Raw genomic sequence first — 15628 nt, forward strand, 5'->3', positions numbered from 1 at the left:
TTATCCGGCATAGCTCAGTTGGTAGTAGCGCATGACTGTTAATCATGATGTCGTAGGTTCGAGTCCTACTGCCGGAGTTATATCTATAAGTAAGACAAGAAATTCTTGTCTTTTTATATTTATTGTGTTTTTGCAATTTAACTTTTAAGTTCTTATTTAATAAAAAGCTTGAAGATTATTCTTCAAGCTTTTTATGTTTATTAAAGAATGCTTCATAGAGGGCTTTAATAGCTGCTTTTTCTTGTTCAGAGTTTACTACGAGCATGATAGAAACTTCGCTAGATCCTTGAGAGATCATTTGAATATTAATTTTGCTGTCTGATAGAGCCTTTGTAGCAGTAGCAGTCAGACCGATATGGCTTTTCATTTGCTCACCTACAATCATGATGATTGACAAGCCGTGTTCGATTTCTGCATGATCTACTTCAATTTTTTGTGTAAGTTGACGGAGAATTTCTTCTTCTTTTATTGGGGTTAATTCCCTTTCTCTTAGAATGATTGATAAATCATCGATTCCTGTCGGCATGTGTTCCCAACGAATATTCAATTCTTCCAAGATTTGGAGAACTTTGCGACCGAAACCAACTTCACGGTTCATCAAATATTTTGACATGTTTATACTAACGAAGTTGGAATCTCCTGCAATACCAACAACAGGGATAGCTTTATCAGTATGATTTAGAATAATTTTTGTCCCGGGATGATTAGGGTTATTTGTATTTTTAATAACTAAAGGAATTTTACCACGGTAAGCTGGAATAAGTGCTTCATCATGAAGGACACTAAAACCTGCATATGCAAGTTCACGCATTTCACGATAGGTTAATTCTGGAATAGAGTCTGGTTCATGAATAATACCAGGATGGGCTGCAAAAATGCCATCTACATCAGTGAAGTTTTCATATAGATCAGCTTTAACTCCGGCAGCAATGATTGATCCTGTTATGTCTGAGCCACCTCTAGAGAAAGTACAGATTTGATTGTCTTTAGTTACACCAAAGAAACCAGGTATTACAAGTACTTCTTCAAAGTTGGTTAATTCTTCAATTTTATCATAGCTAGAAGGCAAAATTCTTGCGTTCCCAGGCTCGCTACTGACAAATATTCCTGCATCTCTAGGGTGAATATAACGGGCATTAAGGCCGTTTTTATTAAAGAATGCAGCAACTAGCTTGGCATTATTGTTCTCTCCAGCTGCTAAAAAACTATCATAAAGAAATAGATTATCTTCGATTGGTAGTGTGGCTAGATTTAAAATGCTCTTTGTTATTTTTTCAAGGACAACAGGTTTGAGCTCTAATTCTTCAATCATCTGAGCATATCGATTAATGATCCATTCTTGGTGTGGAGTGACATCGCCTTCTTCAACGTATGCTCGGTAATATTTGATTAGTGCGTCTGTAACCTTTGTATCAGATTCCTCTCGTTTTCCGGGTGCTGAAACAACTACAAACTTTCGATCGGAATCAGATTTTACAATATTTAAAACTTTTTCTAATTGAGTTGCAGAGGCAAGTGAACTACCACCAAATTTGACAACTTTCATATTTTCTCCTAAAGGGTTTTGTTATTATTCAGACAATTTGTAATATTGCTTCTTTACATTATAGCAAATATCAAGCATAGTGTCAGTTTTTTTAGGAATAAAAAGTAGAAAAGCCGAACTATTGCTTTATTCTTTCAGATTTTGTTTTGAGAAAATAAAATTTTGTGCTAGAATATTTTAAAAGCAACAATTTGATATTCAAAATATTTGCATATCAAATCAAATTGCAAAGATAGAATTTGGAGAAGTGATATGACATTTACAAATATTTTCTACGAAGTTCTGGACGAAGTAGCTATTCTTACCTTTAACCGACCAGAGGTTTCTAACGGATTTAATATTCCCATGTGCCAAGAAATTTTAGAAGCAATTTCATTGGCTGGGTCAGACGATAGTGTAAAAATTTTGCTTATCAAGGCAAATGGTAAGGTTTTTTCAGTTGGAGGAGATTTAGCAGAAATGCAACGTGCTGTTGATGCTGATGATATCCAATCCTTAGTGAAGATTGCTGAGTTAGTAAATGTTATTTCCTTTGAGATGAAGAAATTACCTAAGCCTGTCATCATGAGTGTCGATGGGCCTGTTGCAGGTGCTGCTGCTAATATGGTCGTTGCTGCTGATTTTTGTATTGCAAGTGAAAAAGCTCGATTTATTCAGGCTTTCGTTGGAGTTGGATTGGCTCCTGATGCGGGAGGATTGTATCTACTAACTCGTGCTATTGGTGTGACTCGTGCAACCCACCTTGTCATGACTGGTGAGGCTTTGACAGCTGAAAAAGCTTTGGAATACGGGATCCTTTATCGACTTTGTGAATCTGAAAAGTTGGAGAAAACGACAGAGCAATTAATCAAAAAACTAAAACGTGGTTCAGGAAATTCGTATAAGGCAATGAAAGAAATGATTTGGAAAAGTCAATTTTCTGATTGGGAAGAATATGCTGAATTGGAATTGCACTTACAAAAGACGTTAGCTTTCACCGAAGATTTTAAAGAAGGGGTCTGTGCTTATTCAGAAAAGCGTCGTCCTAAATTTCAAGGAAAATAATATTCGTTTAATTGAAATTATATAAATTGAAAAAAAGTAAATCATTTTCAAAAAGAACTTGCAAAAATATTTGGACTTTGATATAATTTGATAGTCAAATGTTTTGATGCTTGAATATTTATAAAGGGGGATGGATGATTGAATTACCAATTAGTAAATGATTATTTGACGTCGATTTTTAATAATGTATTGGTGATTGAAGAGTCCAGTTTGCGGGGCAGTCGCTTCAATGACGTCTCTATCAAAGAAATGCATACGATTGATGTTATTGGCGAAACTCCCAATGCAACTCCTAGTGACATTTCTAGAGAGCTTATGGTGACTCTAGGAACTGTGACAACGAGCTTAAATAATCTAGAGCGAAAAGGGTATGTAGAACGAACTCGTTCTGATATTGATCGTCGTGTGGTTCATTTGAGTTTGACGAAAAGTGGTCGTCTTTTGTATCGTTTGCATCGACGTTTTCATCATTCAATGCTAGACAAGATTATTGCTGGTATGAGTAGGGATGAAATTCAAGTGATGCAAAAAGGCTTGAAAAACCTATATCAGTTTCTTGAGGATTTAAAATAATGAAATTTGCAAAAATCAGTCAAGTTGCTCATTATGCACCTGAGCAAGTCGTTACGAATGACGATTTAGCCCAAATCATGGATACAAGTGATGAATGGATTTCAAGTCGGACTGGAATCAGAAAGCGTCATATTTCTCATAATGAATCGACAAGCGATTTAGCGACAAGAGTTGCCTTAGATTTACTGAAAAAGTCAGGAATTTCTGCTCAAGATCTTGATTTTATCATCGTTGCTACTATTACGCCAGATTCATTGATGCCATCAACAGCGGCTCGCGTTCAGGCTAATATTGGGGCAAAGAAAGCTTTTGCATATGATTTAATAGCTGCTTGTAGTGGCTTTGTATTTGCTCTTTCGACAGCTGAAAAACTTATATCTTCAGGTGTTTATCAGAAGGGGTTGGTTATTGGAAGTGAAACCTTATCAAAGGTTGTAGATTGGTCTGATCGAGGCACTGCGGTCTTGTTTGGTGATGGTGCGGGAGGAGTCTTGCTGGAAAGCACTTCTGATCAACATTTTCTTGCAGAAATCCAGAAAACGGATGGTTCTCGTGGAGAAAGTCTCACTTCTTGCCTAATGGGTCTGCAATCGCCTTTTGCGCAGACTGAGGATGATGAAAAATATTTGACAATGGATGGTAGGGCAATTTTTGATTTTGCTATTCGAGATGTTGCTCAGTCCATTAAAGATACGATTGAAGCTAGTCCGCTGGAAGTGGATGAAATAGATTATTTCTTGCTCCATCAGGCCAATGATCGTATTTTGAATAAAATAGCGAAAAAACTTGGTGTTTCAAGAGATAAAATTCCAGCTAATATGATGGAATATGGAAATACCAGTGCAGCTAGTATCCCTATTTTACTATCTGAGTGTGTCGAGCAAGGCCTTGTTAAGCTAGATGGAAGTCAGAAAATTTTATTATCTGGTTTCGGTGGAGGTTTGACATGGGGAACACTTATTGTTACAATTTAGTTAATCATGTGGTTTTCACATATTAAAAAATATTTTATTTTAAAGGAGTCTATCATGGCAGTATTTGAAAAAGTACAAGAAATTATTGTAGAAGAACTTGGTAAAGAACCATCAGAAGTTACTCTTGAGTCAACTTTCGATGATCTTGAAGCAGATTCACTTGACTTGTTCCAAGTTATCTCAGAAATCGAAGATGCATTTGACATCCAAATCGAAACTGAGGAAGGTTTGAATACTGTAGGTGACTTAGTTGCTTACGTTGAATCAAAAACTAAATAAGAAAAAGTAAATGGGGCTGAGAATACGTTCTCGCCCTCTTTTAAAGAAGACGAATTTGAGGTGGCAGTCTTGACTGTCTTTTATCTCTTCTAATGTTTAAAAGAAAACAACAGGTAGAGTAAAGATTCGATGAAGTCAAGATGGCCGGGGTGGAACGAAAAAGTCTGTTTAAATGATTTTTTATCCACTCCCTCTTGTTTAGGTAATAGTTTGACTGTCAAAGTATAGAAAACATTCGTTTTTAAGAGAATCAAGCTATTACTTAAGCAATGATAAAAGGAAGGTATTATGCAAACACGAATTACAGAATTACTAAATATTAAATATCCTATTTTCCAAGGTGGAATGGCTTGGGTAGCAGATGGAGACTTAGCTGGTGCTGTTTCTAAAGCAGGTGGTTTAGGAATTATCGGTGGAGGCAACGCTCCCAAAGAAGTTGTTAAAGCAAATATTGATAAGATTAAGTCTTTGACAGATAAGCCTTTTGGGGTGAATATCATGCTTTTATCACCTTTCGTTGATGATATTGTTGATTTAGTCATTGAAGAAGGCGTAAAAGTAGTGACAACTGGTGCAGGGAATCCAAGTCGGTATATGGCTCGTTTTCACGAAGCGGGTATTACGGTCATTCCAGTAGTGCCAAGTGTTGCTCTCGCTAAGAGGATGGAAAAAATTGGTGCAGATGCTGTTATTGCTGAGGGAATGGAAGCCGGAGGTCATATTGGGAAATTGACAACGATGGCCCTTACTCGGCAAGTTGTAGAAGCGGTCAATATCCCTGTTATTGCAGCTGGAGGTATTGCAGATGGTTCAGGTGCAGCTGCTGGCTTTATGTTAGGAGCAGAAGCAGTTCAATTAGGAACTCGCTTTGTGGTTGCTAAGGAATCAAATGCTCATCAAAATTATAAAGATATGATTTTGAAGGCGCGCGATATTGATACAACAATTTCAGCTCAGCATTTTGGTCATGCAGTCCGCGCTTTGAAAAATAAGCTGACAAGAGATTTTGAAAAAGCTGAAAAAGAAGCTTTCAAACAAGAAAATCCAGATTTAACAGTATTCGAAAATCTTGGTGCGGGTGCCTTAGCAAATGCAGTTGTCCGTGGAGATGTTGAGAATGGTTCAGTCATGTCAGGACAAATTGCTGGTTTGGTCAGCAAGGAAGAGACCGTTGAAGAAATTTTGAAAGATGTTTACTATGGTGCTGCTGAAAGAATTCAGCAAGAAGCTAAACGTTGGGCAGGAGTAACTAGAAATGACTAAAAAAGCCTTTCTATTTGCTGGTCAGGGGGCACAGTACCTTGGTATGGGACGTGAGCTCTATGATCAATATGACGTGGTGAAATCAACTTTTGAGGAAGCTAGTCAAATTTTAGGCTATGATGTGCGTGATTTGATTGATAATGATGAAGAAAAACTGAATCAGACCCGCTATACCCAGCCAGCAATTTTGACTACGTCTCTGGCCATTTACCGTTTGTTAATTCAAGAAGGAATTCATCCTGATATGGTTGCTGGTCTTTCTTTAGGAGAATACTCTGCTTTAGTGGCTTCTGGAGCCTTAGATTTTCAAAGCACTCTAGCTTTGGTTGCTAAACGCGGAGCCTTCATGGAAGAAGCAGCTCCAGCGGGTTCTGGTAAAATGGTGGCAGTTCTTAATGCTGATTTAGATCTGATAGAGAATGCATGTAAAAAGGCCAGTGCGCTTGGCGTAGTGTCTCCAGCTAACTATAATACACCTAGCCAGATTGTAATTGGTGGAGAGGCTGAAGCAGTGGATAAAGCTGTAGAGCTTTTGCAAGAAGCTGGGGTAAAGAGATTGATTCCACTCAACGTATCAGGACCTTTCCACACTGCTCTATTGAAACCTGCTAGTGATTTATTAGCTGAAGCTTTAGAAAATATCAATTTTTCTGACTTTAAAGTTCCTCTGGTAGGGAATACGGAAGCCAGTGTTATGGAAAAGGAACGAATCAAGGAGCTATTAACACGTCAAGTGATGGAGCCAGTTCGCTTTTATGATAGTATTGCCAGAATGCAAGAAGCTGGTGTAACTGAGTTTATCGAGATTGGTCCAGGAAAAGTTCTGTCTGGATTTGTAAAAAAGATTGACAAGTCAGCTACTATTTATCAAGTTGAAGATCAAGCTAGTTTGACACAACTTCTGGAAAAATGAGGAAACAATATGGAATTAAAAAATAAGAACGTATTGATTACAGGTTCCACTCGGGGAATTGGTCTTGCTATTGCCCATAAATTTGCTAGTCTTGGAGCTAATATTATTTTAAATGGACGTGGAGAAGTCTCAGAAAACGTCTTAGCAGAGTTTAAAGACTATCCTGTGAAGGTTTTTGCGGTTACTGGGGATGTTTCAGATAGTGCTGATGCAAAGCGCATGGTAGAAGAAGCAACTCTAGCTTTGGGTTCAGTAGATGTTTTGGTTAATAATGCAGGAATTACTAAAGATAAACTCATGCTTAAATTAACTGAGGAAGATTTTGAACAAGTGCTAAAGGTTAATTTGACTGGTGCATTTAACATGACACAAGCTGTTTTAAAACCAATGACTAAGGCACGTCAGGGAGCTATTATCAATATGTCCAGCGTAGTCGGTTTAACAGGAAATATTGGACAGGCAAACTATGCAGCCTCTAAAGCAGGCTTGATTGGTTTTTCTAAGTCAGTAGCTCGTGAGGTTGCGGCTCGTAATATTCGCGTCAATGTGATTGCTCCAGGATTTATTGAATCTGATATGACTGATGGTTTGCCAGAAAAAATTAAAGAAGCTTCTTTGGCTCAAATACCAATGAAACGTTTTGGTAATACTGAGGAAGTTGCAGATGTCGCAGTCTTTCTTGCCAGTCAGGAATATGTAACAGGTCAGGTGATCACTATCGATGGTGGCTTGACAATGCAATAATTTAGTAAAAGTATAGAATAAGTCTACTTAGAATGCGTCTTATTTGCAATTTTCTAAGTTTAAATCTTACCGTAAAAAGGAGTGTTGAGATGAAACTAAATCGTGTTGTAGTAACTGGCTACGGACTAACTTCCCCAATTGGGAATACACCAGAAGAATTTTGGACTAGCCTTAAGGAAGGAAAAATTGGTATTGGGCCAATCACTAAGTTTGACCACAGTGAATTTGCTGTTCATAATGCTGCTGAGGTTCAAGATTTTCCTTTTGATAAATACTTCATTAAAAAAGATACTAACCGTTTTGATAATTATTCACTATATGCTCTTTATGCTGCAGAGGAAGCTGTAAATCATGCTGGTCTTGACGTGGAAGCTATTGATAAAGACCGTTTTGGTGTTATCGTTGCTTCAGGGATCGGTGGTATTAAGGAAATTGAAGATCAAGTTATCCGCTTGCACGAAAAAGGTCCAAAACGGGTGAAACCAATGACACTTCCAAAAGCCTTGCCAAATATGGCTTCTGGGAATGTTGCCATGCGCTTTGGTGCCAATGGTGTTTGTAAATCCATTAATACAGCGTGTGCCTCATCTAACGATGCAATTGGAGATGCCTTCCGTTCTATTAAATTTGGTTTCCAAGATGTGATGTTAGTTGGTGGTTCTGAAGCTTCCATCACTCCTTTTGCGATTGCTGGTTTCCAAGCATTGACGGCTTTGTCCACAACTGAAGACCCAACTCGTGCATCTATTCCATTTGATAAAGACAGAAATGGTTTTGTTATGGGTGAAGGATCTGGAATGTTGGTGTTGGAAAGTCTAGAACATGCTGAAAAACGTGGTGCAACAATCCTTGCTGAAGTTGTTGGTTATGGAAATACTTGTGATGCTCACCACATGACCTCACCACATCCGGAAGGGCTTGGTGCGATTAAAGCTATTAAACTAGCATTAGAAGAAGCCGAAATTAAGCCTGAAGATGTGGCATATGTTAATGCTCACGGAACTTCTACTCCTGCCAATGAAAAAGGAGAGAGTGGTGCGATTGTGGCTGTTTTAGGCAAAGATGTCCCTGTTTCTTCAACTAAATCTTTTACAGGGCATTTACTTGGAGCAGCTGGAGCAGTGGAAGCTATTGCGACTATTGAAGCAATGCGTCATAGCTTTGCACCAAAGACTGCAGGAACTCAAGAATTGTCTGATTACATTGAAGCCAATGTCATTTTTGGACAAGGAAAAGAACAGGAAATTCCTTATGCTATTTCCAATACATTTGGTTTTGGTGGACATAATGCTGTTCTTGCCTTTAAACGTTGGGAGGCATAATAACTTATGAATATCAATGAAATTAAAGACTTGATGGCACAGTTTGACCAATCAAGTTTGCGGGAATTTTCATATAAAAATCAACAAGATGAACTAACATTCAGTAAAAACGAAGGAAGAATTGTACCTCAAGAGGTTAATGCAAGTCCTCTTCCTACAGCTACACCAGTAGCTCCAATTGCTCCAGCTCCTCAGGCTGAAGTAGTTGTTGAACAGCAAGAAGTGCCTGCTGAAGCAGCACCGGAACCAATCGTGGCTGAAGGTGATGTCGTGGAAAGTCCTTTGGTTGGAGTAGCCTATTTAGCAGCCGGACCAGATAAACCTGCTTTTGTGAACGTAGGTGACCAAGTGAAAAAAGGGCAAACCTTGATGATTATCGAGGCTATGAAAGTAATGAACGAAGTACCTGCTCCTAAAGATGGTATTATCACGGAAGTTTTAGTTCAAAATGAAGAAATGGTTGAATTTGGGAAAGGTCTGGTACGCATTAAATGATCGATATCAATGCAATAAAAGAGGCGCTTCCGCATCGTTATCCAATGTTGTTGGTGGATCGTGTATTAGAAGTTAGCGAAGATGAGATTGTTGCTTTAAAAAATGTGACAATTAATGAACCATTCTTTAACGGACATTTTCCACAGTATCCAGTCATGCCGGGTGTTTTGATTATGGAAGCTTTGGCTCAGACTGCGGGGGTATTGGAATTATCTAAAGAAGAAAACAAAGGCAAATTAGTCTTTTATGCGGGAATGGATAAGGTCAAATTCAAGAAACAAGTTGTTCCAGGTGATCAGCTTATCATGACTGCTAAATTTGTGAAACGTCGTGGTACCATTGCGGTTGTTGAAGCTAAAGCAGAAGTAGATGGCAAACTTGCAGCTAGTGGTACCTTGACATTTGCTATTGGCCAATAGAAAAGGGAGATTTCACCATGTTTCGTAAAATATTGATTGCTAACCGTGGGGAAATTGCGGTCAGAATTATTCGTGCAGCTCGAGAATTGGGGATTGCTACAGTGGCAGTTTATTCAACAGCTGATAAAGAAGCACTTCATACCTTGTTGGCAGACGAAGCTATTTGTATTGGGCCTGCTAAGTCTACTGATTCCTATCTCAATATGAATGCTGTGCTTTCAGCAGCTGTTCTGACAGAAGCTGAAGCTATTCACCCTGGTTTTGGATTTTTGAGTGAAAATTCTAAGTTCGCAACCATGTGTGAGGAAGTTGGTGTGAAATTCATCGGTCCTTCTGGGGCAATCATGGATATGATGGGCGATAAGATTAATGCTCGTGCTCAAATGATTAAGGCTAATGTTCCAGTTATTCCTGGATCTGACGGAGAAGTTTTTACTGCTGAAGAGGCTTTAGAAGTTGCTGAAAAAATTGGCTACCCTGTTATGCTTAAGGCTTCTGCTGGAGGTGGCGGAAAGGGAATCCGTAAGGTTGAAAAGGCTGAAGATTTGGTAGCGGCTTTTGAGTCTGCTTCTAGCGAGGCTAAGGCTGCCTTTGGGAATGGCGCTATGTATATGGAGCGTGTTATTTATCCCGCTCGTCATATTGAAGTGCAGATTTTGGCCGACCAGCATGGACATGTCGTCCATCTGGGAGAGCGTGACTGCTCGCTTCAGCGTAATAACCAAAAGGTCTTAGAAGAAGCTCCATCAGTGGCTATCGGGAAGACTCTCCGTCAAAAGATTGGAGATGCGGCTGTACGAGCAGCTCAATCAGTGGGATATGAAAATGCTGGAACAATTGAGTTTCTCTATGATGAAAATAAAGGTGAATTCTACTTTATGGAAATGAACACTCGTGTTCAAGTAGAACACCCTGTAACAGAATTTGTGACTGGCGTAGATATTGTTAAGGAACAGATTCGCATTGCTGATGGCCAAGAACTTTCTTTCACGCAGGATGATATTGAAATTCGCGGTCATGCCATCGAATGCCGGATCAATGCTGAAAATCCAGCCTTTAATTTTGCCCCAAGTCCGGGTAAGATTTCAAACCTCTATTTGCCTAGTGGTGGGGTCGGTCTTCGTGTGGACTCAGCAGTTTATCCAGGCTATACCATTCCTCCTTACTATGATAGTATGATTGCTAAAATCATTGTTCATGGGGAAAATCGGTTTGACGCTTTGATGAAGATGCAACGTGCTCTTTATGAATTGGAAATCGATGGTGTATTAACCAACAGTGAGTTTCAGTTAGACTTGATTTCAGACTCTCAGGTTATTGCAGGGGATTATGATACAGCCTTTTTAATGGAGAAATTTCTCCCTGCTTACCAAGAAAGATTAAAAGAAGATAAATAAAACCTTTCATAAAGCGAAGGAAGCTAAGCTTTTGTAAAGGGAAACTGTAGTAATAAAGGAGTAAATGATGGCTTTATTCTCCAAAAAGGATAAATATATCCGGATTAATCCTAATCGTTCATATAGGGAACTGCCTCAACAAAAACCAGAGGTACCGGATGAGCTCTTTTCGAAATGTCCTGGTTGTAAGCATACCATTTACCAAAAAGATTTAGGTAGCGATCGTGTTTGTCCTAATTGTGGTTATACCTTCCGTATTACAGCACTTGAGCGACTTGCTTTAACTGTAGATGAAGATACCTTTGAAGAATTATTTACAGGCATTGAAACAAAAGATCCATTGAATTTTCCTAATTATAAGGACAAATTGGCCCAAATGCGTGAAAAAACTGGCTTGGATGAAGCTGTGTTAACAGGAACTGCTTCCATTAAGGGACAGAAAACTGCTTTGGGAATAATGGACTCAAACTTTATCATGGCTTCCATGGGAAGTGTAGTTGGAGAGAAAATCACACGCTTGTTTGAATATGCAACGGAACTTCGCTTACCAGTAGTTTTGTTTACAGCTTCTGGAGGGGCACGTATGCAGGAAGGGATTATCAGTCTCATGCAGATGGCCAAAATTTCAGCGGCGGTACAAAGACATTCTAAAGCAGGTTTGTTTTATCTGACGATTTTGACAGACCCTACTACTGGTGGGGTAACAGCGTCATTTGCAATGGAAGGTGACATTATTTTAGCGGAACCTCAAAGTCTTGTTGGATTCGCTGGTCGTCGAGTTATTGAATCCACTGTTCGTGAAAATTTGCCAGATGGTTTTCAAAAGGCAGAATTTCTCTTGGAACATGGTTTTGTAGATGCTATTGTTAAACGAGCGAAATTAAGAGATAAGATTGCTAAATTGTTGGAATTTCATGGAGGGCAGCAATGACAAAGATTACTCGGATTGTAAGAGAAGCGAGAGATCAGACTCGGCTGACGGCTCTTGATTTTGCCAAGGCAATTTTTGATGATTTTATTCAATTGCATGGAGATCGCTCTTTTCGAGATGATGGAGCTGTGATTGGAGGTATCGGTAGCCTAGACGGTCGTCCAGTGACTGTTGTTGGAATTCAAAAAGGGAAGAATCTTCAAGATAATCTAAAACGGAATTTCGGTCAACCTCATCCTGAAGGCTATCGTAAAGCTTTGCGCCTAATGAAGCAAGCAGAAAAATTTGGTCGCCCAATCGTTACTTTTATCAATACTGCTGGAGCTTATCCAGGTGTTGGAGCAGAAGAGCGTGGGCAAGGTGAAGCTATTGCTCGAAACCTGATGGAGATGAGTGATCTTAAAGTACCTATTATTGCCATTATTATTGGTGAAGGTGGTTCTGGAGGGGCATTAGCTCTGGGAGTGGCGAATCGAGTTTGGATGTTAGAGAATTCAATTTATGCAGTCTTGAGTCCGGAAGGCTTTGCTTCTATCTTGTGGAAGGATGGCAGTAGAGCCATGGAAGCTGCTGAGTTAATGAAAATAACATCCCACGAACTCTTGCAAATGGAGATTGTTGATAAGGTAATTGAGGAAACAGGTTTAAGCAATCAGGATTTGATTACTTCTATCAAACAAGAACTTTTAGTTGAATTAGAACAACTTTCTTCATGGAGCGTGGAAGAATTGGTCGACCAACGTTATCAGCGTTTTAGAAAATATTAAGAAGATTTTTTTGAAGGCCAGGATATTCTTGTCTTGGTCTCTTTTTACAAATTATTAGTCTACAATCTATCTTTTTCACCTTAAATCGGATAGCTTGTGCTTAGAGAAGGAGAAGTCAAATGGAAAAAAATCGTTTGTACATTATCATTGCGTCAGTAGCAGTAATAATTGGAAGTGTTTTGCCTTGGGGGACTGTAAATCTAGGTGGATTTGGTGGTTTAAGTGTTTCAGGAATTGAAGGGGATGGGAAGATTATTATAATTTTAGCCATCGGAGCTATTGTCTTAGCTATTCTTAAAGATCGCACTCAGCCTTTGATTAAAAACTTTGCTCTGGGAGTTGTGGCTTTGGGAGTTATTGAGACAGCTATTTCTATTTATGCCCTGTTTCGCTTAGGCGATATGAGTGCTAATTTTGGTTATGGTGGTTATGGTATTTCAGTCGGTATAGGTTTGTACTTGACTGCAATTGCTTCAATTGCAACATTTGTTTTAGGATTAATGGCTTTCTCAGGAGGAAAGATTTCAAAAGAAACCTTGACAGATGCAGCCAATGTAAGTAAGGAATTTGCTCAAACTGTTGGCCGGGTAACTTCTGCAACAGTGAAAACTGCTGTAAATGAAATCAAAAAAGAAACCGATCAGCCAAAAGATACAGAAGCACCTGCTGTAGCTGAAGAAGCTAAACAAGTAGAAGCTGACGAAAATAAAGAAGAGCCTACAAAGCTAGTAACAGAAGAAGCAGTTGAAAAACAGGTTCAGTCTGAACCAACAATAGAAGAGGAAAGCTTAGATGCCGTTGTTTCTGACGAAGCAGTTGAGAGCGATAAAGAATAATCTTCTATAAGAAATTGCTAATGAAAAAGTCTTTTAGTAACCATAAAGGTGAAAAAATAAAAAAAGAAGCCAGAAGGCTTCTTTTTTGGGTTTAAAATTGTGTTTGATCAAGGTAAATCTAGGTAAAAAATTTTAGTTTGAATTACTGCATTATATTCTTTTTATAGGACTTATATAAAATATATATTATACAAGCTATAGAACCTATGTTAAGATAGTTGCTAATTAAAAGAAAAGAGGTCATTTATGTCAGAATTTACTATCCATACAATTGAATCCGCTCCTGCTGAAGTGAAGGAAGTTTTAGAAACTGTTCAAAAAGATAACGGGGGCTACATTCCCAATCTTATCGGTCTTTTGGCCAATGCACCAACGGCTTTGGAAACTTATCGGACGGTTGGAGCCATCAATCGCCGTAACAGCCTGACACCGACTGAGCGTGAAGTAGTGCAGATTACGGCTGCAGTTACCAACGGTTGTGCTTTCTGTGTAGCGGGTCATACAGCTTTTTCAATCAAGCAGATTCAAATGAATGATGATCTTTTGGAGGCTCTGCGCAATCGTACTCCGATTGATACAGATCCGAAGTTAGATACGCTTGCTAAATTTACCATTGCTGTCATTAATACTAAGGGACGGGTCGGAGATGAGGCTTTGGCAGATTTCCTAGAAGCGGGCTATACACATGAGAATGCTCTGGATGTAGTTCTGGGTGTTAGCCTTGCGACCCTTTGCAATTATGCCAATAATCTGGCAAACACGCCAATTAATCCGGAATTGCAGCCGTATGCCTAGTCTTTGAGGAGGTGGCAAATGACATTTTTTTCAGAAGAGTTTATCAACTGGTTGGATGACCACGCTGATCAAATTGACAAAGAATCCTGTGCGGCGGGTAACCAACTGATTGAGCGTATCGCTGCTGAAGGAGCCTTTCGGGTTGGCGTTCCAGAAGAGCTGGGAGGCCGAGGAGGCAATGATACGGATGTGATTGAAGTGCTCAAGGAGCTGGCTCATCATTCCTTGACTGCATCCTTTATCTCTTGGGGACAAAGGACCTTTATTGATAACGTCTTAAAGTCTGCTAATCCCTACTTTAGAGACCACTATTTGGAGGGGCTCCTGTCAGGGGAATATGCAGGTGCGACAGCCCTGTCCAATGCTGTTAAATTCCTATCGGATCTGGAGGAGTTAAATGTTTCTATAGTGGAAGAAGACGGGCAGCTTTATCTAAAGGGGCGTCTGCCTTGGGTAACCAATGCTCGCGCGGATCGCTTCCTCAGCATATTTGTTGCCGGTTTCGAAGACGGGAGCCGCCGGCCACTTGTTCTGGCTGTGCCATCTGACGCAGAGAATTTCACCCGTTCAGCGGATTTAGAGTTTGTATCTTTGCAAGGGGGAAATACAGCTGCTCTGACCTTTAACCATGTGCCTTTGCAAGAAGAATGGATTCTCGCTCAAGATGCCAAGGCCTTTTTGGCAGAAAATCGCCCAGCTTTTCTCGGTTATCAATTTGGTCTGGCTCTTGGTCTAGCGGAGAAGTCTCTGGCAGAGGTTGAAGCCAATCTGTCAGTTCGCTCTATTTTGAGAGAGGAGTGGGAGGAGCAAGTGGCTGCTCTGACTGAAATCCAGGATCAGCTCTATAGAGGTCTTCTCCAGCCTGGCTATTTTGTTGAGCGTCCTAAGGAACTCTTTCAGCTGCGAATTGATATAGTTGATGTGGTAGCCCAAAGTCTGCTCTTGGAGTTGCAGTCTAGTGGAGGCAGAGGATACTTGAGTAATTCGACTTCAGGCTTTATACGCCGTTGGAACGAAGGAGCTTTTCTTCCCATTGTCTCACCGAGTGCAGTCCAGCTACGGCATATTTTAGAAGCTTCATAGAAATGAAGGCAAACCAGTGACTGATTTATCAGTAGAATGGACATTAAGACGATGATGCAAAAGAGTCACTTTGTAAGCAATTAACGGTGCTCTAGTTTCTTGAATAGTCTTGATGGTTTGCTTATTTCTGACACTAACGTAGCCTTGTCATCTCAAAACAATTGCAAGGATCGACATAAGCTAACATTTTTAGTGACTCTTGCTCCATATTTCAAGTCTAGTGGGCTACCTTTTATTTATTTCCTAT

17 protein-coding genes and 1 tRNA gene are annotated in these 15628 nt (G+C 39.6%); 17 read left to right on the top strand and 1 reads right to left on the bottom strand.

Going from position 1 to position 15628, the window contains the following annotated elements; all coding sequences use genetic code 11:
* The first annotated feature begins 3 nt into the window (after positions 1-3).
* Positions 4-77: transfer RNA gene (locus O3640_RS08535), tRNA-Asn, on the top strand.
* Between the two features lie 98 nt (positions 78-175).
* On the opposite strand, the gene O3640_RS08540 is transcribed toward O3640_RS08535, so the two are convergent.
* Positions 176-1546 (bottom strand): aspartate kinase, encoded by a 1371-nt coding sequence (locus O3640_RS08540; protein WP_061410387.1) that lies wholly within the window; start codon positions 1544-1546, stop codon positions 176-178.
* A 252-nt stretch (positions 1547-1798) separates the two neighbouring features.
* On the opposite strand from O3640_RS08540, the gene O3640_RS08545 reads away from it, so the two are divergent.
* From O3640_RS08545 to O3640_RS08620, 16 genes are all read left to right on the top strand, one after another.
* Positions 1799-2590 (top strand): enoyl-CoA hydratase, encoded by a 792-nt coding sequence (locus tag O3640_RS08545; protein WP_268723253.1) that lies wholly within the window; start codon positions 1799-1801, stop codon positions 2588-2590.
* A gap of 138 nt (positions 2591-2728) precedes the next feature.
* Positions 2729-3163, top strand: a complete 435-nt coding sequence (locus O3640_RS08550; protein ID WP_008809618.1) for a MarR family winged helix-turn-helix transcriptional regulator — start codon at positions 2729-2731, stop codon at positions 3161-3163.
* Positions 3163-4137: a beta-ketoacyl-ACP synthase III gene (locus O3640_RS08555; RefSeq protein WP_268723252.1), complete on the top strand. Its 975-nt coding sequence runs from the start codon at positions 3163-3165 to the stop codon at positions 4135-4137. Before O3640_RS08550 ends, O3640_RS08555 begins: the two co-directional genes overlap by 1 nt.
* A gap of 54 nt (positions 4138-4191) precedes the next feature.
* The gene (locus O3640_RS08560) at positions 4192-4416 is read left to right on the top strand and encodes an acyl carrier protein (protein WP_012130750.1); all 225 of its coding nucleotides are present in this window, start codon (positions 4192-4194) and stop codon (positions 4414-4416) included.
* A 288-nt stretch (positions 4417-4704) separates the two neighbouring features.
* A complete protein-coding gene (gene fabK, locus O3640_RS08565; RefSeq protein ID WP_008809616.1) occupies positions 4705-5679 on the top strand; it encodes an enoyl-[acyl-carrier-protein] reductase FabK in 975 nt (324 codons plus the stop codon).
* Positions 5672-6592, top strand: a complete 921-nt coding sequence (gene fabD, locus O3640_RS08570; protein WP_268723250.1) for an ACP S-malonyltransferase — start codon at positions 5672-5674, stop codon at positions 6590-6592. Before fabK ends, fabD begins: the two co-directional genes overlap by 8 nt.
* Positions 6593-6601: 9 nt before the next feature.
* Complete coding sequence (fabG, locus tag O3640_RS08575; RefSeq protein ID WP_268723249.1) at positions 6602-7336, top strand: 3-oxoacyl-[acyl-carrier-protein] reductase; 735 nt, start codon at positions 6602-6604, stop codon at positions 7334-7336.
* Between the two features lie 89 nt (positions 7337-7425).
* Entirely contained in the window at positions 7426-8658 is a 1233-nt protein-coding gene (gene fabF / locus O3640_RS08580) for a beta-ketoacyl-ACP synthase II (RefSeq protein WP_048777624.1), read from the top strand.
* Positions 8659-8664: 6 nt separating this feature from the next.
* Positions 8665-9153, top strand: a complete 489-nt coding sequence (gene accB, locus O3640_RS08585; protein WP_008809612.1) for an acetyl-CoA carboxylase biotin carboxyl carrier protein — start codon at positions 8665-8667, stop codon at positions 9151-9153.
* Positions 9150-9572, top strand: coding sequence for a 3-hydroxyacyl-ACP dehydratase FabZ (gene fabZ / locus O3640_RS08590; protein WP_008809611.1), 423 nt, complete (start codon positions 9150-9152; stop codon positions 9570-9572). Before accB ends, fabZ begins: the two co-directional genes overlap by 4 nt.
* Before the next feature lie 17 nt (positions 9573-9589).
* On the top strand, positions 9590-10969 hold the full coding sequence (locus O3640_RS08595; protein WP_008809610.1) for an acetyl-CoA carboxylase biotin carboxylase subunit: 1380 nt from the start codon (positions 9590-9592) through the stop codon (positions 10967-10969).
* 67 nt (positions 10970-11036) lie between these two features.
* Positions 11037-11900, top strand: coding sequence for an acetyl-CoA carboxylase, carboxyltransferase subunit beta (gene accD, locus O3640_RS08600; protein WP_037622195.1), 864 nt, complete (start codon positions 11037-11039; stop codon positions 11898-11900).
* The gene (locus O3640_RS08605) at positions 11897-12667 is read left to right on the top strand and encodes an acetyl-CoA carboxylase carboxyl transferase subunit alpha (RefSeq protein WP_268709770.1); all 771 of its coding nucleotides are present in this window, start codon (positions 11897-11899) and stop codon (positions 12665-12667) included. Before accD ends, O3640_RS08605 begins: the two co-directional genes overlap by 4 nt.
* Before the next feature lie 119 nt (positions 12668-12786).
* Positions 12787-13503 (top strand): hypothetical protein, encoded by a 717-nt coding sequence (locus O3640_RS08610; protein ID WP_227955703.1) that lies wholly within the window; start codon positions 12787-12789, stop codon positions 13501-13503.
* A 246-nt stretch (positions 13504-13749) separates the two neighbouring features.
* Positions 13750-14298 carry a carboxymuconolactone decarboxylase family protein gene (locus O3640_RS08615; protein WP_009659051.1) on the top strand — a complete coding sequence of 183 codons (549 nt, stop codon included), beginning with the start codon at positions 13750-13752 and terminating at the stop codon, positions 14296-14298.
* A gap of 18 nt (positions 14299-14316) precedes the next feature.
* Positions 14317-15381 (top strand): acyl-CoA dehydrogenase family protein, encoded by a 1065-nt coding sequence (locus tag O3640_RS08620; RefSeq protein WP_045773068.1) that lies wholly within the window; start codon positions 14317-14319, stop codon positions 15379-15381.
* Positions 15382-15628: the final 247 nt, after the last annotated feature.

The organism is Streptococcus sp. 27098_8_75 (assembly GCF_041432475.1).
Lineage (GTDB): Bacteria > Bacillota > Bacilli > Lactobacillales > Streptococcaceae > Streptococcus > Streptococcus gordonii.